The organism is Candidatus Accumulibacter contiguus (assembly GCF_012940005.1).
GTDB lineage: Bacteria > Pseudomonadota > Gammaproteobacteria > Burkholderiales > Rhodocyclaceae > Accumulibacter > Accumulibacter contiguus.
Map to the genome: position 1 here is coordinate 22,746 of NZ_SPMX01000067.1, position 23,033 is coordinate 45,778.

Sequence of the window (23,033 nt, forward strand, 5' to 3'; positions counted from 1 at the left end):
TCAACGCAGCCGGGCGAGGTCGCCAGCGTCCTTGATCAGCGCGCCGAGGGCGGGCAAACTGGCGAGCGGGCAGCCATCCAGGGTCTGCGCATCGATCCGCTGCGCGCTGAGGATGCAGAGCCAGGTCAGCAGTTCGGCGGTCGACGGTTTCTTGTCCAGCCCCTGCACTTCGCGCAGTTGCCAGAAACGCCGGCGGGCGGCGGCGCGGGTGTCGGCGTCGAGATTCGGGAAACCGCTGCTGTCGATGCCGGCCATGCTCTCGACAGCGGCTTCGACGAGCTTTTCGTTCAGTTCGATGCGGTGGAAGATGCAGCGCCGCAGAAAGGCATCGGGCAGGCGGCGTTCGTCGTTGCTGGTGACGATCACGATGGGCCGCCGCCCGCTTTTCGGCTTGATCCATTGCTCGGGGTCGAAGGGGTGCGGGAAGCTGTGCTGGTCGAGTTCGTGCAAGAGATCGTTCGGGAAGTCGCGCGCGGCCTTGTCGATTTCGTCGATCAGGACGACCGCGTCGCCGTCCGTCTCGTACGCCTGCCAGAGTGCCCGTTTGTGCAGGAAACCCTGCCGTACGCCGGCGGCTTCTTCGCCGATTCCCGGTTCTTTATGGGCTTCGCGGCGAGCCGACTGGGCCCAGTGCAGATAGCCGACGGCATCGAATTCGTACATCAGGTCTTGCGCGGTCGAGGTCGATTTGACCAGGAACTTGAAGATCGGGATGCCGAAATAGGCACTCACGAAATCCGCTGCCTGCGTCTTGCCGGTGCCGGGTTCGCCGGTCAATAGCAGCGGGCTGCCGGTATGCAGCGCCATGTTCAGCGCCAGCAGCAATTCGTCGGAGGGCCGGTAACGCAAGGCTGCCGTCGGGTGGCTGCCGAGGAAGCGCGGCGCTTGCCTGCGTGCCAGCAGTTTCTTCCTGCCCGCGGGGTCGTGTGCCGCCGGGGTCGCCGGCGGCTGGGCAATCAGTTCGAACGGCGGGAACGGCAAATCGTCAGCGGGCATCGCGCAGTCTCCAGAAACTCGGGTCGTAATGCGGCGGTGGCCAGGCGCCGCTGCGGGTGAGTTCGCGCAGTTCCTCGAACAGGGTACCCCAATTGTCGGGTTCTCCGCGGCGGATGGTGCTGACCGCTTCGTCGAAAGGCATCTCCTTGCGGCTGCCGAGCAGGAGATCGGGAAAGGTCTCCCGGTAGCGGTCGTCGCAGCCGCAGATCGTCTCGTTGCGGAAGTAAGCGCGCAGGTCCTGGCGGCGAACGGCGGCCAGGGCTTCGAGTTCGGCGAAGTGAAAGCCCACGTCGGAGTCGCATTCTTCGATCAGCCGTTCGACCGTGCCGGCCAGTTCGTCGGTGTGTTCGCTTTCCAGCGCGACGATCGAGACGACGCGGACCTTGGCCTGCCATCCGTCGGCGCCGAGTTCCGCTGCCAGGCGCGTGCGGCACCAGTCGGCCACGGCATTCAGAACGTCGGCCGCGTCGCCTTGTGCTGCGCTGGCCTGCCAGCCAAGGATCAGGAAGCAGAACGTCATCCCGGCGAGCGCGGCCGGGTCGAGCAGTGCGTCGAGCAGCGGCTGGTGCGGCGTGCGGCGGTAACGACGGCGCGCGAGTTCGTCGACGTCCTGCGCGTGCCGGGTGCCTGGGGGCAGTTCGAGCGGCTGGTAGTAATAGACTTCGCGCTCGCGCGCATTGCCGACCAGGTGCTGGCGGATCATTGCCGGGAACTCGCTGGTGCGGCAGCCAGGTTTGCCGAGCGCGACGACGTGATGGATCCTGCGCCGGGGATACGAGTAAAACTCGTCGCGCGCGCCCGACAAGGCGTGGCGCTGATGGGTACGATCGAGCAGCAGGTTGACCAGGTCGGGGTTCTGCAGCCGCTTCGGCGCGTCGATCTGCCAGGTCGAGTAGCGCGTCCAGGCGCTGATCTGTCCGCTGGCGTGCTGGTGCAAGGCGACCACCGGGTCGATCTTGCGCACGAAGACCGCTTCGAGCCAGGCGAGGCCGGCCCTGGCGGCGGCGTGCGCGGTACTGCGCGGGTTGCACTGAAAGAGCACCGCTCCCTTGACGCTTTCGACCAGGAGCGATCCCTGCGGCAACACTTCTTCGCCCCCGTCACCCACCAGGTTGAGAAACAGCAGCGAGACCGAGCGCGACTGCCGCAGGCTGCTGGCCAGGTCCGGCCACGGCAGGATTTCGCCGTCGGCGCGATCCTGCAGCAGCAAGCCGTCGCGCGAGGCCGGCCCGTAGTAATACAGCAGGCGCGTCGAACCGGCTTGCAGCTCGTGGCGCAACGAATCCGCGGCGGGCGCTGCCCGTGCGGGCCCGGGGTTGTCCGGCCAGTAGCGCTGAAAGAAGCGCCGCAAGTCGTCGAAATGCGCCGCCTGGCCGCTCTGCGCCGAAGCGGCGAGCAGCACCCGGCCGGGAAAGTAGCAGAGATGGCGGGGATACTCGGGGAAACCCGGTTCGCCGCTGTTCTGGAATTCAACCGTCCAGCCGGCCTGGCTGAGCCGACGGCCCTGGTAAGCGATCGTGCTCCAGGGCAGCCGCTGCAGTTGCCCGGCGCGGGTGAGCAGCCGGACGCGCAGCGGCGCGTAGGTCGGATCGACCGGCCGGTCGCTGCCGAAGGCCAGCGCGAACAGGTTGGTGAAGGTCGCCGGCTCGCTGCCGAAGAGCAACTGGAAGAGCATCTCGCCGTCGAGACCGTAGCCGACGGTCAGCGCGGGGGCAGGGCAGTCGATGCGGGGTTTGATCGCGCCGGCTTGCGGACCCGGGAAAAACTGGTGTTGCCAGTGGTCCCGCCGGTCTTCGATGAAAATCGCCAGGTCGTGGCGCGCGGCGCTTGGCTGACGAGCCGGCGGCGACAGCGGGGTCATGTGGCGGGCGGCCCAGTCGGCGACGCGGGCATACAGCAGGTTGCGCTTACCCCGCTCGCTGATCAGGTCCAGCGGCGGCTGCGGGCCGCTGATCAGGTCCAGCGGCTGCTGCGGGCTGTTGAAGTTGTGTATTGCGGTCAGATCGACCGGGTGCATGCTGCCGTCGACCGCGACCGACAAAGCGGCCTTGGCGACGGAGCTGACGTAAATGATTCCCAGCTTCAGGGCCCCGCCTTCGTACTGGCGCAGCAGGAACGGCAGCTCGTGGCGAATGACGTAATCGGAGGTCAGGACATTTGCGCTGACGAGCAGGATCGCCAGTCGTGAATCCGCCAGCGCCTGCTGTATCGTCGGATGGAACGGGTCGCCAATGTCGATTTCTTCGCGGTCGCGCCAGACTCGCTCGCGGATGCCGGCGACCGCTTTCAGCGCTGGCAGCAGCTCGTCGCAGTACGGCTTGTCCTGGCTGCTGTAACTGATGAATATCTTGCTGTCCATCGACGGATTCTCCACGAACGACCGCTGGTATGCCTTTTCGGCGTGAGCATAGCAGGGAATCGCCGCACTTCGGACAGAGCAGCGGGGTCAGGCTGGGGCGCGATCCGCCGCTTGGAGCGGCGCACCTGATTTGAGCGCCTGCTCTGCCAGAACCCAATCGTCGGCAGGGGTGCCGTCCTTGAATTGACGCTTCTCGGCAAAATAATAGGCCGCCTCACGAATGGCTTGCTCAGGCGGGGTCTGCGGCCTGGGCTGATCCACCGTGGCTGCGATCTCAGCCATCTTGACGTCTGCCAAGCCTTCGACCTCTTGGGCCGGACCTGCTGGCTCTACGGGGTGAGCCCTGGCCTGCCGGTCTGGTGGCTCGGATTCGCTCGTCTGCGCCGGCGACTGAACCACGCCAGCAGCCTGGAGTGCACCACTGTCCTCGCGGGCTTCCGCACGGGGTATCGGCTCGCTGACGGCGTCTGCCCAGGCAGTGGACGGAGCCGCTGGCAATGCCTCGACACCCTTATCCACGCTTTCCTGGCGCCGTACCTTCTCGGAGGGTGGCGTCGCCGGCGACGACGCACGCAGCGATTGCAGATGCACTCCCCAGAGGAAATTGCCGGCAATGAGAAGCGCGATCGCGAGCGGGTCAAACACGAAGATGATGGTCAGGATCACGTACTTGACGGCCTGCTCCATGGAAACATGGAACGCCTGCGAAACGAATACGATGGGCCCGGCGTGCGTGTTGATCGTGATCTGCTCCACCTGCATTTTCGGCAACTGCGCGTTGAGTTGCTCCAGGCGCCTGTTGACCCGGTCGGATTCTGCCCGGAATGCGCTGATCAGCTTCTGACGCCCGCGGACGTTGTTCGCCGGAAGATTGCCGATCTGGGCATCGATCTCCTTCTTGCGCGCTTCCAGATTTGCCTTCTCCTCCTTGGCTGCGGCCACCAGGATCTGTTGTTGCTTCGTATCCTTGATGGCCCCCTGAAACGCCGCAGAGAGGTACCCAAACGCGCCAGCCGAGGTGATCAGCATCAATACCGCGGTCGCCAGGATCATGTAGATCCGGAGCATCACGGGTGCCGTGGTCCACTGCTTGTACAGGAAGGAAACGGTGACCACCTTGCCGACGTCGAGAGCTGCGGCCAGGGCAATGATCACCGGATTGGAACTGAAGAGGCTGGAGAGGCCAATGATCGAAATCCAGGTTCCGAGTCCCTCGATCAAGAAAGCCGAGGCAAAGGTCAGGAGTGAGAAGAACATGTGAAGATCAGGAAATCAGGTACTGCGAAAGGAGTCCGCAACGAAGCAAAGCGATGCTGTGAACAGGAGAGTTTAATCGTGGAAGACGCTGCTGCAGCACTGGTCTCCCAATTCGGATTGGGCTGAGGTTCCGCCTGTAGCCCGGATCTTACGATGTCCATCAATCCGGGTGTGGATCTTTCTGGCGGTGAAGAATCGAGACCGTCCTGCGTATCCAGCCCTGCGCGGTGTATGATTTTGCTCCTGATTGCTGCCGGGGAGTCCGTCATGCCTGCCGTCCTGCCATTTCTGCGTCTGCTGACGGCCGTGCTGGGTCTGCTCGTCTGTAGTCTTGCGGCCGCAGCGCCGAGCAAGGCGCAGGTCGCTCTGGTGGTCGGCATCGGCGCGTATCAGAATGCGCCACCATTACCGAATCCGCCCAACGACGCCCGCGCGGTGGCTGATTCACTGAAAAAGCTCGGTTTCCAGGTCGAACTCGCCGTCGATCCCGACAAGACGCGTCTCGAACAGGCGATCAAGCGCTTCGGCGATCAATTGCAGGGCGCCAGGGCCGGTCTGTTCTTCTACGCCGGGCATGGCCTGCAGGTCAGCGGCCGCAACTACCTGGTGCCGGCGGATGCCAAGATCGACAATGAACGTTCCTTGCCTTTTGCTGCCGTCGACGCTGATCTGGTGCTGACGCAGATGGAGACCTCGACTCCGGTCAGTCTGATCTTTCTTGACGCTTGCCGTGACAACCCTTTTTCACGTTCGCTGGCGCGCAGCATGGGTACCCGTTCGGCCGCGGTCGGACGTGGCCTGGCGCAAATCGCCGCTGGCGAGGGCTCGCTGATCGTTTTTGCCACACAGCCGGGCAATGTCGCCGAAGACGGACAGACCGGCCATAGTCCCTTCACCGAAGCGCTGCTCAAGAACCTCGAAGCGCCTGGACTCGAAGTGCGGCAGATGCTGACCCGCGTGCGCCTGCAGGTGAAGGAAAAGACCAATGGCAAGCAGATTCCCTGGGACCATTCCTCGCTGACACAGGACTACTTTTTCATGGGGCCGACGACGGTGATCGTGCAGCCGCAGGCGGCGCCGGCGACCGAACCGAAAGCGGCCGCTGTCGACCCGATGGCGGTGCAGCTTTCTCTCTGGGAATCGGTGCGCACCAGCCAGGACCCGGCAGATTTCGAGGACTACCTCAAACAGTACCCCGACGGTAAATTCGCCGCCATCGCCCGGCGTCGTCTGGCAGCGCTGAAAACAGCATCACTCAAGGAACGCGAGCCGGTCGCCACGCCGGCGCCGGAGAGTGAGCGGCCGCCGGGCAAGGCGGCGCCGCTGACCGCACCGCCGGCAATCACGAGGCCGCCCCCCGAGCAACTCGCGGCGTTCGAGGTGATGATGCAGGGCACCGCCACCAACCTCACCGTCGGCACCAGCGCGCAGGCGCAATTCCAGTTGCGGCGTAACGGCGAAGGCCTGACTGCAGCGATCCGCGTCTTTCCGCCCTTGTTCGCCACCGGTGTCCTGCAGGGCCAATATCGGGGCGGACAATGCCTGCTGCAGGGGCGGATGAACGAAGGTTTCATCCTGAAAATGGCCGGAGCCTGTTCGCCCACTGGTTTCTCAGGCCAGTATCAGGCTGAAGCAACGGGTCAGATCCAGCAAGGCATCTTCCGCTTTCAGTCGAACTGACCGCGCAGGGAAGTGGCGAGCAGAAGACGGGGGCGCGCATGCGGACAGGGCTACGCACTGACCTGACGGGCAGCCACGGACAAGGGGAGCGGCGACCGCCGGGCAGGCAGCGGCCAGACCGGAACGCGCCCTAGCAGCCGCTGCACCTGAGCGCGCAGGAAGGCCGGCAAGGGCTGGGCGGCTTTCTCGAAGCGGACCTGACCACTGCCGATGGCTTCCAGCAAGGCCAGGCCGTGGCCGCTAACGAGGTGACTTTCCCCTGGCCGCAGCAGAATGTCGCCGGCTTCGCCAGCGACCGTCAGCCAGACCACGCCAGCCGTGCAGTGGATGCGCACACCCCGGGCAGACAGCAACCGGATCGGTGCGTTGTGGGTAAGGCAAAGCTCGCTGTTGTAGAGGTCGATGTCCATGGCAGTCTCTCCTTGTGTTGACGAAGAGCAGTGTAGAACGTTCGGCATTCATGATACAGTTACAAGGAAGCAAAATTGTAACCAGCACAATTGGCAACTTGTCGAATTGTGCTGGTCATTGTGTGGGACAACTGTACTGGTAATGCCAATGGAAAACGAGCTTTTGCGTTACGAACGGCTGGCGGAGGATCTGGGGGGAATCATCGTCGCTGGCAACTTGCGGCCGGGCGAACGCCTGCCATCGGTGCGGCGCCTGTCGCGCGAGCGGCGGCTTTCGGTTTCAACGGTACTGCAGGCGCTGCACCAGCTGGAGGACCGTGGGCTCGTCGAAGCCAGGCCGCAGTCCGGGTACTTCGTGCGCCATGCGGCAGCGCCGCGCGCCCAACCAAACGCCCGCTCGACCCCTGAGGCGCCGGTGCCGGTCGATGTCAGTCAGCGTCTGATGCGCGTGCTGCAAACCGGCATGCAGCCAGGCGTCGTGCCGCTCGGGGCCGCACTGCCGGCGTGCACGCTGCTGCCACTGGCAGCGCTGCAGCGACTCTACGGCGGCGTCTTGCGGCGCCATCCGCGGCTGCTCGAGGGCGGCAGCCACATCAATATGGACGAACCGGCGCTGGTTCGCCAACTGGTACTGTGTTCGGTGGGCTGGGCCGGACCACTGGCAGCCAGCGAATTCGTGATCACCAATTCCTGCACCGAGGCCCTGGGACTCTGCCTGCGCGCGGTGACCCGGCCCGGCGACACGGTGGCGGTCGAATCACCGGCTTATCACCTGATGTTGCAACTACTCGAAATTCTGGGACTCAAGGCGCTGGAAATTCCCACCGATCCGCGCACCGGCCTGTCGATCGAAGCGCTTGATCTGGCCACCCGCGAAAGCCGGGTGGCAGCCTGCCTGCTGGTGCCCAATGCCAGCAACCCGCTCGGCAGCATCATGCCCGACGAGCACAAGCGCCGGCTGGCCAAGCTGACGGCCGAACGCGGCGTGGCGGTGATTGAAGACGACATCTACGGCGATCTGCATTTCAGCAGCGAGCGCCCGTGGCCGCTCAAGGCTTTCGACAAGGCCGGCAATGTGATGCTCTGTTCGTCTTTTTCCAAGTGCCTGTCGCCCGCCTTGCGGATCGGTTTCGTGGCCGCCGGCCGCTACCGGGCGCAAGTCGCCCTGCACAAGACGATCACCAGCGGCGGCACCAATCCGGTCACCCAGCAGGTCCTCGCGGAGTACCTCGAATCGGGTGCCTACGCGCGCCACATGCGCGGGCTGCGGCGCACCTACGAGCGCCAGGTCGACGCCATGCGCGCGTCGGTGGCCCGGCACTTCCCCGCCGCCACGCGCATCACCGAACCACAGGGCGGCTTCGTATTATGGGTCGAACTGCCCGAAGGGGTGGACACCACAGCGCTCTACGACCGCGCCATCGCAGCCGGCGTTGCTTATGTCCCGGGCGAACTCTTTTCGGCCAGCGGCATGTACCGAAACTGTCTGCGGCTCAACTGCGGCAACCCGCACACGCCCGAGGTCGAGGACGCCGTGCGGCGACTCGGCGGCTTGATGGCGGGCTGACTTTCGGCAGCGACACACGGCTATTCAAGCCCTGCGGCGTTTCCTGTGTTCCTGCCTCCACTCGGCGGGATGCTCTCCAGGAGCTGGCAGATCGATCCGGACCAGCTATTCCCCGGTACGGATGTCGATGACGCTCAAATCCTCGTCGGCAGGCTGGACCCTGGGAATCGGCAGGCCTTCGAAGTACAACTGAATCTCGCGTTCGCGGCGCGTCTTCAGACCAGCATGCTCCATGCCGTTGGCTTTGATCCAGCGCCGCAACTGGAACGGCACACGCTCATGCTCGCCAGCATTGACCGCTTTCAGCAAGGTCGATTTCTGCAACTTGCTCGCGCCGACGTTGTAGGTGAAATCACAAAGCGCTGCGTACTGCCCGTCGCTGAGCGCCGTCGTAACCATGCCCATCACCGCCAGTTGTGCCCGCCGCAGATCCTGGACCAGCAGCGATTCACCTCGCGGCTCGCCGAGGCCACGCCGGAACTCGGGAGGTTCTTTGCCATCGCAGGGGGCCTTCTTGACCAGGTGGCCGTAAGCGATGCTGCAGTAGCGTGCGGCATCGTTATACAGGCGCGGCACGAAGCCCTCCGACACCTTGGTCAGGCGGATGCCCTTGTCGTAAACCGCGCGCGGCCGAATGCCCTTGGGCAGGCTCACTTCGTCTTCCAGCAGGATCCCCGGCGTGAGCTTGTCTTCGAACTCAGTGGGCGCGCCAGGTGTGCTCGCCGCGTCGCAGGGACCACTGCTCGCGCACACCATTCCGTACGCCATGCCGCCGAGCAGCGGCGCGGCACGCGGTAGCGCTGCGAAACTCTTCGCCGCCAGTTGCCTGAGCTGGCTGCGGCTGGCAGCGGAAAGGCGCGCGAACGGTTCCTGCATCGCGCCCTGCTCGTCACGTTCGCCGGTCCCGTTCTGGTAGAAGTCCAGTGGCTCCTTGCTGAGGAAAGCCGTCACCAGCGTTACGCCGTAAGGCGGGGTGGCCTTCAGATCGAACTTCATCTGCGCGGTCGGAATCGTGAATGGCCCGGCGGCAACGCGGTTGTCGGGGTGATGCTGGTTGGGAAAGAGCACGGTCGGCAGGTCATCGGGGCCGACGCTGAGCACATTGAGGTAACCCTCGCGCGGAATATCGACGGTAAACACCAGCGGTTCGCCCTCGCGATGAAAGGTCTTGTTCAGTTGCACCGACAGGCCGCCGGCAAGTGTGGCGGCATCCTCGGTGACTCTCCGGAAAGACTGGCGGCTGGCTGCAGGCGCCAGCGCAGCGGCGGCGGTGCTCTGTGGCGGCGGAACGTTCTGCCCGAACGCCGCCCCGATGCCCAGAGTCAGTGACCCGAGGATCGACCAGACCATCGCCCGGTCAGTGACACTGCTTCTCATGATGCTCTCCCCTTCCAAGCCGCAAGCCGTTCGGACACTCCGGCGCAAATGGCTATGGTATCAGTGTGCAACGCATCCGGCGCGATTTCAGCCTGTACCACCTCGTTCCGGGCGGCGTGGAGGCGGGCGGCGCACACGGGCGGGCGAGCGCAATCCCAGCCAATGGCCAGTGATTGTTGCCTATTATCGACAACGATTCGCATTTACAAACAGCAAGACAGCGGCTATCATGCGGCCGACGAAACCAAACCGCATTGATCTGCCTGGAGCCATAGCCATGAACTTTTCCCTTTCCCGTACGCTGATCAGCCTGCTGCTCGCCGCTGCACCCCTTGTGAGTGCGCAGGCTCAGGAGAAGGTGCTGAACCTGTACTCGGCCCGCCATTACCAGACCGATGAAGCCCTGTACAACGGCTTCACACAGCAGACCGGAATCACCATCAAGCGTATCGAGGGCAAGGAAGACGAGTTGCTCGAACGGATCCGCAACGAGGGCGCCAACAGTCCAGCGGATGTCCTGTTGACGGTCGATGCCGCGCGTCTGGCGGCAGCACACGAGATGGGATTGTTTGCACCGTTGCGGTCGCCGCTGCTGGAGGCCCGCATTCCCGCGCATTTGCGCACGGGTGACTGGTTCTCGTTTTCCATCCGCGCGCGCGTCATCATCTACGCCAAAGGTGCCGTGAAGCCCGAGGAGTTGCAGACTTACAGCGATCTTGCCAATCCTCGACTGAAGGGCAAGGTCTGCTCCCGCTCGGGTTCCCACCCCTACAACCTGTCGCTGATGGCCTCGATCATTGCCCATCAGGGGGAGGCGAAAGCCGAGGAGTGGGCAAGAGGGGTGGTTGCCAACTTCGCCCGCCCGCCCAAAGGTGGCGATACCGATCAAATCCGGGCGGTGGCTGCCGGCGAGTGCGCTGTAGCCCTCTCCAACACCTACTATCTGGCGCGCCTGATGCGTTCGGACAAGCCCGAGGATCGCCAGACGATGGAGAGGATCGTTATCGTCTGGCCTGACCAGAAGGACAGCGGTGCCCATATCAATGTTTCCGGTGGTGGCGTCCTGAAAAACGCCCCACACCGGGAGGCAGCGGTCAAGTTCCTGGAGTACCTGGCCAGTGACGGAGCACAACGCTATTTTGCCGACGGCAACAATGAATGGCCGGTGGTAGCAGGCGTCAAGGTGAGCAACCCGGCACTGGAAGCCCTCGGAAAGTTCAAGGCCGATACCTTGCCGGTCGGATCGCTGGCGATGTATCGCGCCAAGGCACAAATGATTTTCGACCGCGCCGGCTACCGCTGACCGATCCGGTCAGCGGATCCTGCGAACCTCCTGGCCGCTGGCCATGTTCAGCGCGCGTGCGGAATCGGCCCGCTCCGCACCGTGCGTTACTATGAAAGTCGCGAGCGACTCTCGAATCTCCCCTCCCCCCTCGCGGGGGAGGGGTTGGGGGGAGAGGGGAAACGGTCATGACTTTCATCATCGGGGGTGTCTTGCAAAGTCATGACCGTTTGGTCAGCGCAAGGAATCCTGCACTGACTGGAACTGGCGCACCCAGGGTCCGTTGGCACGCAATTCAGGCGGCAGAGCTGCGATGGCGGCGCGCGCCTGCGTGACTGTTCTGAATACACCGAAGAACAGGTTGTAGTTCGTGCGCTGGTCGCGCTCGGTAATGGAAAAGGCCAGTGAATCCAGGGCAAGCTGCTTCACGTTGCGGTCGATGAAGCGCGCCATGTCGGCCTGGCTGGGAGATGTCACCAACTGCACGGTGTAGGCCTTGGGGTATTGCTGGAGTATCCACTGACTGTCATGCACCACCCCGGCGCCCGCACTTTGCACTTGTAGATTCCGCACCACGGCACGGAGATCGCTGAGGCTTTTCTCGAGACCCGAAACCTGTCCCGAGACCTGGTCAATGCTCGCCTGCTGGCGCGCATCGGTCTCCTGGCGGGCCGTTTCTCGCGCGGAGAGGATAGCCACCTGGCCGCTGACTTCGCTGATCTGGGCCCGGTTTTGCGCCATCGCCAACTCGGAGCTTGCGGGGGCGAAGGCTGGCACCCACTTGACCAGGGCGAAGCCCGCTACGGTCAGCAACAGCAGGCCGGCGATCGCCAGATGGGTCCACTTGAACTGGTCGCGAGTGTCACCCTGATGGTCTGCCAGTACGGTAGCGACCTTGCCGATTTCCTCGTCCAGGCGCCGAGTCTCCGACTGCAGGACGCCGACCAGCCCCTGCAAGGTCTGAAACTCGGCATGGTGCTCGCGCTGCAAGGCGCTCAAACCCTCGATCCGCGCTTCGACGATCGCGTGCTGCTTTTCGGCTTGTTCCCGCACCGCTTCGATGCGACTCTTGTTGCCGCGCGTCGCGGTATCCAGCAATTGATAGGTGAGATCAAACTGATCCAGGCGCACGCGTTGCTCGGCGATGATTTGCTCCTGCGCCGTGAACAGCGCTTGCAGCGAACCCAGCCCGGCATCGAGTTGCGCCAGATCCGAACTGATGCGCGCGTTGTTACCCGCAAGCCGGGTGTCCCAGCGCTGCTCCGAGTCGGCCAGCCAGGCGCGAGCTTCTTCGCGTACCGTATCGATGCGTTGTCCCGTGGCTGCGGCATGTCCGGCCAAGGACCGGCTCTGTTGCTGCAAATCGGCGCCGAGCTGATGCACCAGGCTTGATACTGCACCGCCGGACTGGCGGATTTCGGCCAACTCGCTGTCGATACGGCGATTGTTTTCGGCGTAGAGCGCGGTCAGTTCGTCGTAGTCGCGCAGCAGACGGTCAAGTTGCGCATTGATTTCCTTCGGCATCAGGCTGGAACCGCTGGCCTGCGTAAGTTCCAGCAACTGGGCCATCCTGGGTTCAATGCCAGGAATCTCGGTCGTCGACGCGTCCAGTGGCTCGGTGGGTACGGTCTCAGGCTGCACATCGTTTGGAAGCGCCAGTTCTGCGGTTTGGGTCATGGTCGGGCCTCTTTAATGGATTTACAGGTTTGCGTCTGCGTATGTAAGCCATACTCGCGCGCATCGTATCGGCAGTTGACCGATTCTCGTCCTTTCCTGAATGCCTGGAAGGATACAAAATCCGACACCACAGGGCAGTATATGTTCCTCCATCAACCGTGGTCAATCGTGGACAGCGTACGCGTGGTGCAGGGCAGTGGGCGGCAAGAAGCACGGATGCCTTTAGGGATGCGGCAGCCGAACAGTTCGAATCCTATTTGACCTGTAGCGAAGGAATCATGCAAGATGACCGGAAAATGCGAGCAAGAGCGTTTGTGTGCCGTACGAGACGTCGTCGTGACCTGCGAGCATGCTGGCAACCGGTCCCATCGGAATGCGCCGACCTCTTGACTTCCGTCCAGGATCTTCCTGAGGAGACGTGGCTGTTCCTGCTCGACAGCCGTTATTGCCAAACCGATCAACTGTCCGCCAAGGCCTGGCAGGAATGGAGGAGGACAAGTATGTACGAACCCCACCAGTGGTATGACCTCGGCCTCCTGCGCTCGCCCGGCTGGGTGCGGCTGGCGCTGGAGATGCGCGTTGGCTGGGAATATGGTGCAAGCATCGCAGCGACGCCGTTGCTGAGCCTGGCGCCGCGCGGCGACGGGCATCCGGTACTGGTTTTTCCCGGTCTGATCACCGGCGACCTGTCGACACTGCCGCTGCGCAATTACCTGGAGAGTCGCGGCTACGCAGTCTACCCCTGGGGGCAGGGAATCAATCGCGGGCCACGCGAGGGCGTCATCAATGCATGCCTCGATCTCCTTGACCGGCTCTCCCGCGAGCACGGCCGCTCGCTCAGTCTGATCGGCTGGAGTTTGGGCGGCATCTATGCGCGCGAACTGGCCAAGATGCGGCCCGATGTCGTTCGCCAGGTGATCACCATGGGAACTCCGTTTACCGGTCATCCGAAAGCGACCAACGCCTGGCGCATCTACGAGTGGGCAACCGGCCACAAGATCGGCGCTCCCGACCTCCACGAACCGCTGCGCACGCCGCCACCGGTGCCGACGACCTCGATCTTCAGCCGCAGTGACGGCGTCGTCGCCTGGCAGTGCAGCCTCGAACGCGAGAGTCCGCATACCGACAACATCGAGGTGCAGGCCAGTCACCTCGGCATGGGCCTCAATCCGACCACACTGTATGCAATTGCCGATCGCCTCGCGCAGGCTGAAGGCGAGTGGCGCCCATTCGATCGATCGGGGTTTCGAAGCTATCTCTATCCCGACCCGCGCCGTCGCGCCAGCTATTGATCCGTGTGACGCTGCGCGCACAGGGCGCATGACTGATTCGCCACTTCGCTTCTGTCGGTGCGAAGCGGTATGGTTATTAACTTTTCTTGAATGGTCCAATATCGATGACTTACACCACTACGCTCACTTTGTTTGACGGGGTCAGGATCGTCACGCCTGACTCGTTGGAACTGATTACCCCGTATGTCTTGCGCGAGCAGCAGGACTGGTTCGAGGACGAAATCAAGTTTCTTCGCCGTTTGCTGCAAGCGGGCCAGCAGGTCATCGACATCGGCGCCAACTACGGTGTTTACGCCCTGTGCATGGCAAACACGGTGGGGCCGACAGGGCACGTCTGGGCCTTCGAGCCAGCATCCGACACGGCACATCTTCTTGCGGAAGGGATTGCCGCCAACGGTTTCGCGCAGATCACCCTTGCACAATGCGCGCTTTCGTCCGCAAGTGGCACTGCCCAACTATCGCTGAGCGAACACTCGGAGTTGAACGCACTGGTGCATGGCCCCGCCGCTGCAACGAGCGCGACCGAGACAGTCTCTCTGGTGACGCTTGACGAATGCCTGGAGACCTATGGCTGGCAGGATATCGAGTTTGTCAAGATCGACGCCGAGGGTGAAGAGGCCAATATCCTGAAGGGCGGCGAACACTTTTTCTCGCGGCTGTCACCGCTGGTCCAGTACGAAATCAAGGCGGGCGCCGAGCTGCACATGCACCTGGTAGAAGCCTTCGCAGCACTTGGCTACGCATCCTATCGGCTGGTTCCCGGACTCGACCTGCTGGTACCCTTCAACCCTGAGGCACAGGTGGATGGGTTCCTGCTCAATTTGTTCTGCTGCAAGCCTGATCGCGCCGCACGACTTGCTGCACGCGGTGTTCTGCTGGATTCAGCCGAACTGGGAAGCGCGGAGGAGGAGATCAGACGTCTTCTCGATACGGATGACGGTCGACATGTCCATGGCTGGCAGCAAGCCATTGTCGGATTACCTTATGGCGCACAACTCGCGGATGAATGGGAAGTGACGATGAATTCCGGGGGCAGTGCAGAGGTGGCGCATGCCTTGTCCCTCCATGCCCTCAGCCGGGATCCGTCCTTGTCGGCGACGACGCGTTTCCTTGCGCTCGAAGCCTGTTTTCGCTGCTTCGAGAAGCTCTGCGAGCATCAGTCTTCGCACTTGCGACTGGCCAGCCTGGCGCGAGCAGCCAGGGAGTACGGCGCCAGATCCATTGCCGTAAACGCACTGACACAACTGTGCACGACGATCCTTCAGCAGCAGCAGGTGGACACCAGCGAACCATTTCTCGCACCGGGCGAACACTTCGATTCCGTCGTCCCTGGTGAGGCCATCGGCAACTGGGTACTGGCAGCCGCTCTGGAAGAACTGGAGCGGATCGGCTCTTTTTCTTCTTTCTACACTGGCGCCTCAGCGCTGCAGCGCCTGCAAATCATCCGAGAGCTGGGGTTTGGCAGCAGCGAGATGGAGCGCCGTTTGCGCTTGTTACAGGAGCGACTGGGGCTGCCTGCGTAGTATCGCAGCGCACTTTTGCTGTATCGGGACATGCAGGACACGGTGATTCTGGTGCACGACTAAGCAACGCGTCGTTTCCTGGGCCAACGAAAGAGGTTCTTCTTAACGCGTCAGCAGGCGACGCGCCCCGTTATAACGCTGGATCCAGTAGCTCTGACGCATGTCTTCGACGCGAACTTCAGCGCCCGTGCGCGGCGCATGCATGAAGCGGTTATCGCCAAGATAGATACCGACATGCGAGAATGCATGTCGCATGGTGTTGAAGAAGACGAGGTCGCCGGGCTTCAGCTCATGCGGAGCGATGACCGCACCCACCTCGCTTTGCTCGCGAGCGCTGCGCGGCAGCAGAATGCCGATTGCCTCCTTGAAAACGAGCTGCACGAAACCGCTGCAGTCGAGACCGGTATCCGGATTGGTGCCGCCGAAGCGATAGTTGATCCCGATCAGTTCGAAGCCCTTGAGGATCAGATCCTGCGCGCTGCTGGTATAACGTTCAAGCAGCGAAGGCTCTTCTACAGACTGTTGCTGTTCGCTTGCTTGGGCCAGGCCAACCCCTGAAAGAGCAATCAGGGCGGCGCTCAAAAGCGAGGTAAGAGTGTTTTTTTCTAGGCATGGGAACGAAATTTATGTGAAAAATGTCACAATGTAAACCCTCAGTTGAACTGCTGTTGCAGCAGAAAACAGTTGAAGCAATCCATGTAACACGTTAATTTAAATTTAAAAAACTGCAAAAAATTGCGCATCAACCCGATGCTGCACTGCACATGGGATTGCCTGACGGAACACGGTATAGTCTGCGGGCGCGGCGTTTTTTCCCTTCAGCAACCCGCTTCGGCAGGGTGGGGGAGGACCGTTCTGATACTCAAAAGTACCGGGGTTTGTGTTTATAATCGGCGGCCGTTGCTGACACGGGAGCTTGTCCGCCGCTGTCGTTGTGCCATACGATCCACCACATGGAGTGTGCATGAGTCCTTTCAAGGCTTATCTGATCGAGGAACAGGAAGGTCTGACGCGAGCAGGCTTTGTCGCCATGGACGAGTCGCAACTGGACCCGGGCGAGGTCACCATCAAGGTTGCCTACTCCAGCGTGAATTACAAGGATGCGCTGGCGGCCACCGGTGCCGGCCGAATCATCCGCCGTTACCCCTGCGTCGGCGGCATCGACCTCTCGGGTACCGTCACAAACAGCAGCGACCTTCGCTTCCGGACGGGTGATGCCGTGATTGCGACGAGCTTCGATATTGGCGTCGCCCACCATGGTGGCTATGCCGAGTACGCCAGGGTGCCCGCAGACTGGGTGGTCCCGCTCCCTTCCGGACTGTCGCTGCATGCGGCCATGGCCCTGGGAACGGCCGGGTTTACCGCCGCTCTGGGGGTCGTGCGCATGGAAGAAAATGGCCTCAACCCGAGCAAGGGCCCGCTTATCGTCACCGGTGCGACCGGTGGCGTCGGTAGCCTGGCAGTGGACATGCTGGCCACGCGGGGCTATCAGGTCACCGCCCTGACCGGCAAGGAAAATGAAGCCGATTATCTGAAGGGCCTCGGCGCGAAGGCGGTGATGTTCCGCTCGGCACTCGATCTGACGCGCATTCGGCCACTCGACAAGGCACTCTGGGCAGGAGCCGTTGACAACCTCGGTGGAGAGGTCCTGGCGTGGATCGTCAGCACCATGAAACAGGGAGGAACGATCGCCAGCATCGGTCTTGCTGCCAGTCACACACTCAACACCACGGTCATGCCCTTCATCCTGCGCGGCGCCTGCCTGCTCGGGATTGACTCGGGCTACATCGGCGAGCCGTATCGCAACGGCGTCTGGCAACGCCTGGCCGGCGATCTGCGGCCACAACATCTACAGGATATGGCGCGTACCATCCCTTTCGATGATTTACCAGGAGTCTTCGACGATTACCTCAAGGGTCGTGTTCGCGGTCGTGTTGTGGTCGAAATTGCCGGCGCCTGAATGGCGCCGAGCACGAAGCCTGAAACGAATCCCGAGAATCGATGGACAACCCGAAGCAGCGGCCTCGCATCCTGATTGTCGATGAATCGCGGATGGCGCGTGCGACCCTCATCAAGCAGGTCCGCGAGTGCTACGATTTCCGCGAGGAAGTCAACGGCGAAGCTGGTTGGCAGGCGCTGGTTCTCGACCATTCCATCCAGTTGGTGATCTGCGCCTTGTCGATGCCGATGCTCGATGGCGACGGTCTGCTGGCGAGAATTCGCGCATCCCGGCTTGCCCGCCTGCGTCAGATGCCGGTGTTGATGATCGCTGGCGACAATGAAGAGGTACATCAGCGTGCCAGGGAACTGGGGGCCTCCGACTTCATCCGCAGGGAAATTGGCGCCACCGAACTACTCGCTCGTATCGCTTCGCTACTGCAGTTGGTACATGCGCAGAACAACCTCCGGGATAGCCCCGGACTCCATCCGGATACCGGACTGCCGACTCGCCAGCACGTCGACATGCAGGCGATGCATGCCCTGTCATATACGCAGCGGCACGGAGTACCGGCAAGCCTGCTGGTGATGGCCTTCGATCGCTTCGACGTGCTGCGCGAGGCACATGGTGACGAACTGGTCAAAGAACTGCAGAAACGTTTCGTGAGCATGCTGGCGCAAAAGGTGCGGACGGAAGACTGCCTGGGCCACTATTCCGATAGCGAGCTGGCGGTAGTCTCGCTGGGTACACCCTATCCTGCCTGCAAGGCCTTCGCCAATCGCCTGCGCGAAGCCTTTGCGGTCGCCAAGATTGCCGTGCACGGGCATCGCCTCGAGCTATCGATCAGCATTGGCGTCGCCAATACTCCGGTCGATCGGGTAGCCTCCGCAGCGTCGCTGCTCAGCCTCGCAGGTGAGCGCCTCAAGATTGCACAACAGGCCGGCGGCAACCGCGTCGTCGCCTGTGTCGAGAAACCATTGACCGAGATCCCGGTACCCAGGCTTGGCCATGCCATCGACCTGATCAGGACGGGCCGTGCGAGGGCGGTGATCCCGCATCTCGTCCATCTCGGCAAAGAGGTACTACCCTTTCTGGAACTGCTGGAAGGGGAGTTGAAGTTGGGCCTGCCTATGGCAGATATTCGAAAAAAAGATCCTTGACCGGGAGCACGAGGTCCAAGACACTCGGCAAGCGTAGTTTCCACCAGTGCAGGTGGATCACATTTTTGAAGAGGGAGTCTCATGACGACAATCCAAGAGTTTCACAAAAAATCAATCGAACAACCGGACGCCTTCTGGGGTGAAGAGGCCAAAAGCATCGACTGGCACAAGCCGTTTACTCAGGTTCTCGACTTTTCCCGCCCGCCGTTCGCCAAGTGGTTTGTGGGCGGCGAGACCAATCTTTGCTACAACGCGGTCGATCGTCACGCCGCCAAGCGCCCGAATGACCGCGCGCTGGTCTTCATCTCGACTGAAACCGACCAGGAAGTCGTTTATTCCTTTATCGAACTCAAGCAGGAAGTCATGCGCATGGCGGCGGTCATGCAGAGCCTCGGTGTCGGCAAGGGCGACCGCGTCCTGGTCTACATGCCGATGATCGCCGAAGCGATGTTCGCCATGCTTGCCTGCGCACGCATCGGCGCCATCCACTCGGTGGTCTTCGGCGGTTTCGCTTCCGGATCGCTGGCCACGCGTATCGACGATGCAACACCGAAACTGGTGGTCTCGTCGGACGCCGGCATGCGCGGTGGCAGGGCCGTACCCTACAAGGACCTGCTCGACGAAGCGATCTCCCTGGCGGAACACAAGCCAGGCAAAGTGCTGATGGTCGACCGGGGTCTGGATAAGGGTTTCAACAAGGTCGAAGGCCGCGACGTCGACTACGCAACGCTGCGTGCCCAGTTCATGGACGCCGAAGTACCGGTTACCTGGCTGGAGTCCTCGGAACCGTCGTACATCCTCTATACCTCCGGCACCACAGGCAAACCCAAGGGGGTGCAGCGGGACACCGGTGGCTACGCAGTGGCGCTGGCCTCGACACTGAAGTACATCTTTTGCGGCAACGAGGGCGAGACCTATTTCGCCACCTCCGACATCGGCTGGGTCGTCGGCCACTCGTACATCATTTATGGCCCGCTGATCGGCGGCATGTGCACGATCATGTACGAAGGCACGCCGCTGCGCCCCGATCCGGGCATCTGGTGGCAGATCGTCGAGAAGTACAAAGTCAACGTCATGTTCTCGGCCCCGACCGCGGCGCGCGTCCTCAAGAAACACGACAACTCGTACATGCACAAGTATGATCTGTCGAGTCTCAAGCACCTGTTCCTCGCCGGTGAACCACTCGACCAGCCGACGCACGAGTGGATCATGGGCGAACTCGGCCTGCCGGTGATCGACAACTATTGGCAGACCGAAACCGGCTGGCCGATCCTGTCGGCAATGCCGGGGGTCGAAAAGACCGAGATCCGCTTCGGCACGCCGAGCTTCCCGGTCTATGGTTACAACCTCAAGATCTTCCGCGAGGACGGCACGATCTGTGACCCGGACGAAAAAGGGATCGTCGGCATCCTGCCGCCGCTGCCACCGGGTTGCCTGTCCACCGTCTGGGGCGACGATGCGCGCTTTGTCTCGACCTACTTCACGCTGTTCCGCGAACCGCAGGTCTACTCCTCGTTCGACTGGGGTATCAAGGACAAGGACGGCTATCACTACATCCTCGGCCGCACCGACGACGTGATCAACGTTGCCGGCCACCGTCTCGGGACTCGTGAAATCGAGGAGGCCATCCAGGGACATTCGGCGATTGCCGAAGTGGCCGTGGTCGGCGTTGCCGACCAGCTCAAGGGTCAAATGCCAATGGCTTTTGCGGTGGTGAAGAACGCCGACAGCATCGCCACACCGGAACTGGCGGCAGCGCTCGAAAAGGCGGTCATGAAGCAGGTGGACGAGAGCCTCGGCGCAATCGCTCGCCCGAGCCGCGTACACTTCGTGACGGTACTGCCCAAAACCCGTTCCGGCAAGCTGCTGCGCCGCTCGATCCAGGCGCTCGCCGAAGGCCGCGATCCGGGTGATCTGACGACCATCGAGGATCCCAAGGCCCTCGAGCAGTTGCAGCTTGCGCTGGGCAGCAAGACCTGATCGAAACCCTGTAAGAACTGGCGACCAGTTGCCAGGATTTGCCTGCCGCCTGCACGGGCGGCAGGCTTTTTTTTTTGTGCAGATGCTGTGCAACGGCAGTCGGTACGGGAACTCGGGCAAGAGGCAAAACCCGCTCCGCCAATGGCCGGGCTTTTTGTAGCATAATCGCCTGGAAACTTTGAACCTGAGGCCTTCTTGATCAAATTTGTCGACCCCGACCGCTATCGCTCGATGAAGGCAACGGGCAAGTTGCCATCACCGAAAGGTGTTGCCTTTTCGATCATCAAGCTCTTGCAGCGGGATGATTTCCGGGTCTCCGACCTGGTGCGACTGGTTCAGTCCGACCCCGCCATCGCCGGGCGTCTGCTCAAGTTTGCCAATGCCGCCGCATTCGGCCGTACGCGACCGATTGTCTCGCTGCAGCGCGCCATCGTCGCCCTCGGCGCTTTCCGGGTGCGTGACCTGGTGATCGGCCTGTCGGTGATGCATAGCCATACCAGCGGTCAATGCGCTGAGTTTGATTACGCGGGTTTCTGGGGACGTTCCCTGGCCACCGCCATTGCCTGCCAGGAACTCGCGCATTATGCACAGATTTCGAGCGAGGAGCTGTTCACCATCGGACTCCTGGCGCGGGTCGGCGAGCTCGCCATGGCTTCGCTGTACCCCGGCGAGTACGCCATCGTGCTGCTCAAGGCCAGGGAAAGGAATGGCCAGCTAGCGGACCTTGAGCGCGAATCTTTCAACATGGACTATCATCAGCTAGGCGCCACGATGCTCGCCGAGTGGGGCCTGCCCGACATGCTGATTCAGGCCGCCTACCATCATGAGCAACCGGATCTCGCCGGCTTTCGCGATGGCTCACGGGTGCTGACGCTCACCCACTCGCTGAACTTTGCGCGTTCGCTCTCGGAAGTCTGCATGGCCAACGAAGAGGCGCGCTGGAGTCTCCTGCCCGGCCTGCTGACGCGCGCCGCACGCCTGGGTATCAGCGGTGATGCACTCAACGATGTGGTCGATCGGATGGTCCGCCGCTGGCGTGAGTGGGGTGCGATGCTGCAGGTTCGCACCCAGGAGATCCCGCCTTTCGCCGAGATTCTTGCTGCCAGTCCGCCAAGCCTGCGTGTCAGCTCCTCCAGCCCCGAACAGAACGGCAAGCTCGCTTCGCCGCGCCTGCAGGTGCAGCTAGTCGGCATTCCGCAGACGGAACTGCCTAATCTGACCGAACAGATCGAAAGTCTGGGTCATCAGCCAACGCCGGTCGACCATAGCCCTGAAGGACTGAAGCAAGCCCTGCGCCAGCCGGCCCAGATCGTGATTGCCGACATGGCCATGCCCGGTCTGAAACCGGCAGCTTTCTGCCGCCTGCTGCGTCAGACCTCGGCTGGCAAGGAGAGCTATGCGCTGCTGCTGGCGTCGCCGGGAAGTGAGAGGCTGATTCTCGAAGCCATCGATGCTGGTGCCGACGACGTGCTCGTCAAACCACTGAGTATCCAGACCCTGCGCGTCCGCCTCAATACCGCAACGCGGATGCTGCTGCTGCGCGAAGAAATCCAGCGCGAACGCCGCGGCATCATGCGCTCGACCGACGAGTTTGCAGTCACCCACAAGCGCCTGCTGCAGGAAGCCCTCACCGACCCCCTGACGCAGCTTCCCAACCGCCGCCACGGCCTTGATTTTCTCGCCTCGGAGTGGGCTTTTGCCCAATCCAACAGCCTGCCGATGGCCTGCCTGCTGCTCGACATCGACCACTTCAAACGCATCAACGACACGCACGGTCATGCCGCGGGCGATGCCGTCCTGCGCCAGCTCGCCGACCTGCTCAAACGCACCTCACGCGTCGAGGATCTGGTCTTTCGTTATGGCGGCGAGGAATTTGCCGCCGTTCTCCCCAATGCCAGTATCCGCGCAGCGGTCCAGATCGCCGAACGGATCCGCAGCGTCGTCGAAAAGTACAGCTTTCTCTGGGAGAATCAAACGATTCCGGTCACCCTGAGCATCGGCGTCGCCCACCTCAATGGCGGGGAAAAAAGACAGTCAGGCGTTGATCGAGACCGCCGACGCCGCGCTCTACCAGGCCAAGAAGAGCGGTCGCAACCGCGTCGTCGCAGCTAGTTGACGAATGGTCGATCAGCACAGCAGCAAACGGCTACCCACTTAATGTGAAATTCGCGTATGCGACTCACAAATCTCCCCTCCCCCTCGCGGGGGAGCAACTGTGTTCCCAGTCAAGCTTTTTTTAGGCGCATTTTGCATGCTCTGGATTCCACGGAATACCCGATTTGACTATGGCGTTCATGATCGTCAGCATCTTGTGCATGCAAGCGACCAGCGCGACTTTTTTTGAGTTTTCCGTTAGCAAGCAAACGTTCATAAAAGGTCTTGATGACGGGGTTGTAACGTATGGCACTTAAGGCCGCCATGTATAAAGCGGTACGGACCGTCGCTCGACCACCCCAGGTGATGCGCTTACCCTTGTGGCGACCACTGTCCCGCGTTTAATGGAGCGACTCCGACCAACTTGCCAATCTGCGCAT

General features: G+C 62.2%; 16 protein-coding genes and 1 pseudogene. 9 read left to right on the forward strand and 8 right to left on the reverse strand.

Annotated features, from left to right (window positions below; all coding sequences use genetic code 11):
* The 3 genes from E4Q08_RS19260 to E4Q08_RS19270 all read right to left on the reverse strand — a co-directional run bounded on the left by E4Q08_RS19260 (position 1) and on the right by E4Q08_RS19270 (position 4,612).
* Positions 1-996: an AAA family ATPase gene (locus E4Q08_RS19260; protein ID WP_169071552.1), complete on the reverse strand. Its 996-nt coding sequence runs from the start codon at positions 994-996 to the stop codon at positions 1-3.
* Positions 986-3,355 (reverse strand): toll/interleukin-1 receptor domain-containing protein, encoded by a 2,370-nt coding sequence (locus tag E4Q08_RS19265; protein WP_169071553.1) that lies wholly within the window; start codon positions 3,353-3,355, stop codon positions 986-988. The genes E4Q08_RS19260 and E4Q08_RS19265 overlap by 11 nt, the downstream gene beginning before the upstream one ends.
* Before the next feature lie 87 nt (positions 3,356-3,442).
* Complete coding sequence (locus E4Q08_RS19270) at positions 3,443-4,612, reverse strand: DUF2934 domain-containing protein (RefSeq protein ID WP_034911315.1); 1,170 nt, start codon at positions 4,610-4,612, stop codon at positions 3,443-3,445.
* A gap of 267 nt (positions 4,613-4,879) precedes the next feature.
* Here E4Q08_RS19270 and E4Q08_RS19275 point away from each other — a divergent pair, with 267 nt between their 5' ends.
* Complete coding sequence (locus E4Q08_RS19275) at positions 4,880-6,292, forward strand: caspase family protein (RefSeq protein WP_169071554.1); 1,413 nt, start codon at positions 4,880-4,882, stop codon at positions 6,290-6,292.
* Between the two features lie 50 nt (positions 6,293-6,342).
* On the opposite strand, the gene E4Q08_RS19280 is transcribed toward E4Q08_RS19275, so the two are convergent.
* Positions 6,343-6,702 (reverse strand): DUF2917 domain-containing protein, encoded by a 360-nt coding sequence (locus tag E4Q08_RS19280; protein WP_169071555.1) that lies wholly within the window; start codon positions 6,700-6,702, stop codon positions 6,343-6,345.
* 148 nt (positions 6,703-6,850) lie between these two features.
* Here E4Q08_RS19280 and E4Q08_RS19285 point away from each other — a divergent pair, with 148 nt between their 5' ends.
* Complete coding sequence (locus E4Q08_RS19285; RefSeq protein ID WP_169071556.1) at positions 6,851-8,269, forward strand: aminotransferase-like domain-containing protein; 1,419 nt, start codon at positions 6,851-6,853, stop codon at positions 8,267-8,269.
* 105 nt (positions 8,270-8,374) lie between these two features.
* Here E4Q08_RS19285 and E4Q08_RS19290 read toward each other — a convergent pair whose 3' ends face one another.
* Positions 8,375-9,646, reverse strand: coding sequence for a glycoside hydrolase family protein (locus E4Q08_RS19290; protein ID WP_169071557.1), 1,272 nt, complete (start codon positions 9,644-9,646; stop codon positions 8,375-8,377).
* A 277-nt stretch (positions 9,647-9,923) separates the two neighbouring features.
* Here E4Q08_RS19290 and E4Q08_RS19295 point away from each other — a divergent pair, with 277 nt between their 5' ends.
* Positions 9,924-10,949 carry a Fe(3+) ABC transporter substrate-binding protein gene (locus E4Q08_RS19295; protein ID WP_169071558.1) on the forward strand — a complete coding sequence of 342 codons (1,026 nt, stop codon included), beginning with the start codon at positions 9,924-9,926 and terminating at the stop codon, positions 10,947-10,949.
* 213 nt (positions 10,950-11,162) lie between these two features.
* Here E4Q08_RS19295 and E4Q08_RS19300 read toward each other — a convergent pair whose 3' ends face one another.
* Positions 11,163-12,605, reverse strand: coding sequence for an SPOR domain-containing protein (locus E4Q08_RS19300; RefSeq protein WP_034909081.1), 1,443 nt, complete (start codon positions 12,603-12,605; stop codon positions 11,163-11,165).
* Positions 12,606-13,105: 500 nt separating this feature from the next.
* Here E4Q08_RS19300 and E4Q08_RS19305 point away from each other — a divergent pair, with 500 nt between their 5' ends.
* Complete coding sequence (locus tag E4Q08_RS19305; protein WP_169071559.1) at positions 13,106-13,897, forward strand: esterase/lipase family protein; 792 nt, start codon at positions 13,106-13,108, stop codon at positions 13,895-13,897.
* A gap of 104 nt (positions 13,898-14,001) precedes the next feature.
* Positions 14,002-15,420, forward strand: coding sequence for an FkbM family methyltransferase (locus E4Q08_RS19310; RefSeq protein ID WP_169071560.1), 1,419 nt, complete (start codon positions 14,002-14,004; stop codon positions 15,418-15,420).
* 102 nt (positions 15,421-15,522) lie between these two features.
* Here E4Q08_RS19310 and E4Q08_RS19315 read toward each other — a convergent pair whose 3' ends face one another.
* Positions 15,523-16,002: a C40 family peptidase gene (locus E4Q08_RS19315; protein WP_211203494.1), complete on the reverse strand. Its 480-nt coding sequence runs from the start codon at positions 16,000-16,002 to the stop codon at positions 15,523-15,525.
* A 382-nt stretch (positions 16,003-16,384) separates the two neighbouring features.
* Here E4Q08_RS19315 and E4Q08_RS19320 point away from each other — a divergent pair, with 382 nt between their 5' ends.
* From E4Q08_RS19320 to E4Q08_RS19335, 4 genes are all read left to right on the forward strand, one after another.
* Positions 16,385-17,380 carry an oxidoreductase gene (locus E4Q08_RS19320; protein ID WP_034916083.1) on the forward strand — a complete coding sequence of 332 codons (996 nt, stop codon included), beginning with the start codon at positions 16,385-16,387 and terminating at the stop codon, positions 17,378-17,380.
* A gap of 41 nt (positions 17,381-17,421) precedes the next feature.
* On the forward strand, positions 17,422-18,519 hold the full coding sequence (locus E4Q08_RS19325; protein WP_169071561.1) for a GGDEF domain-containing response regulator: 1,098 nt from the start codon (positions 17,422-17,424) through the stop codon (positions 18,517-18,519).
* Between the two features lie 81 nt (positions 18,520-18,600).
* Positions 18,601-20,499: a propionate--CoA ligase gene (locus E4Q08_RS19330; protein ID WP_169071562.1), complete on the forward strand. Its 1,899-nt coding sequence runs from the start codon at positions 18,601-18,603 to the stop codon at positions 20,497-20,499.
* A gap of 195 nt (positions 20,500-20,694) precedes the next feature.
* Entirely contained in the window at positions 20,695-22,611 is a 1,917-nt protein-coding gene (locus E4Q08_RS19335; RefSeq protein ID WP_169071563.1) for a GGDEF domain-containing response regulator, read from the forward strand.
* 124 nt (positions 22,612-22,735) lie between these two features.
* Here the strand turns inward: E4Q08_RS19335 and E4Q08_RS19340 are convergent.
* Positions 22,736-23,033 (reverse strand): annotated as a pseudogene (locus E4Q08_RS19340) (transposase); the annotation flags it as partial.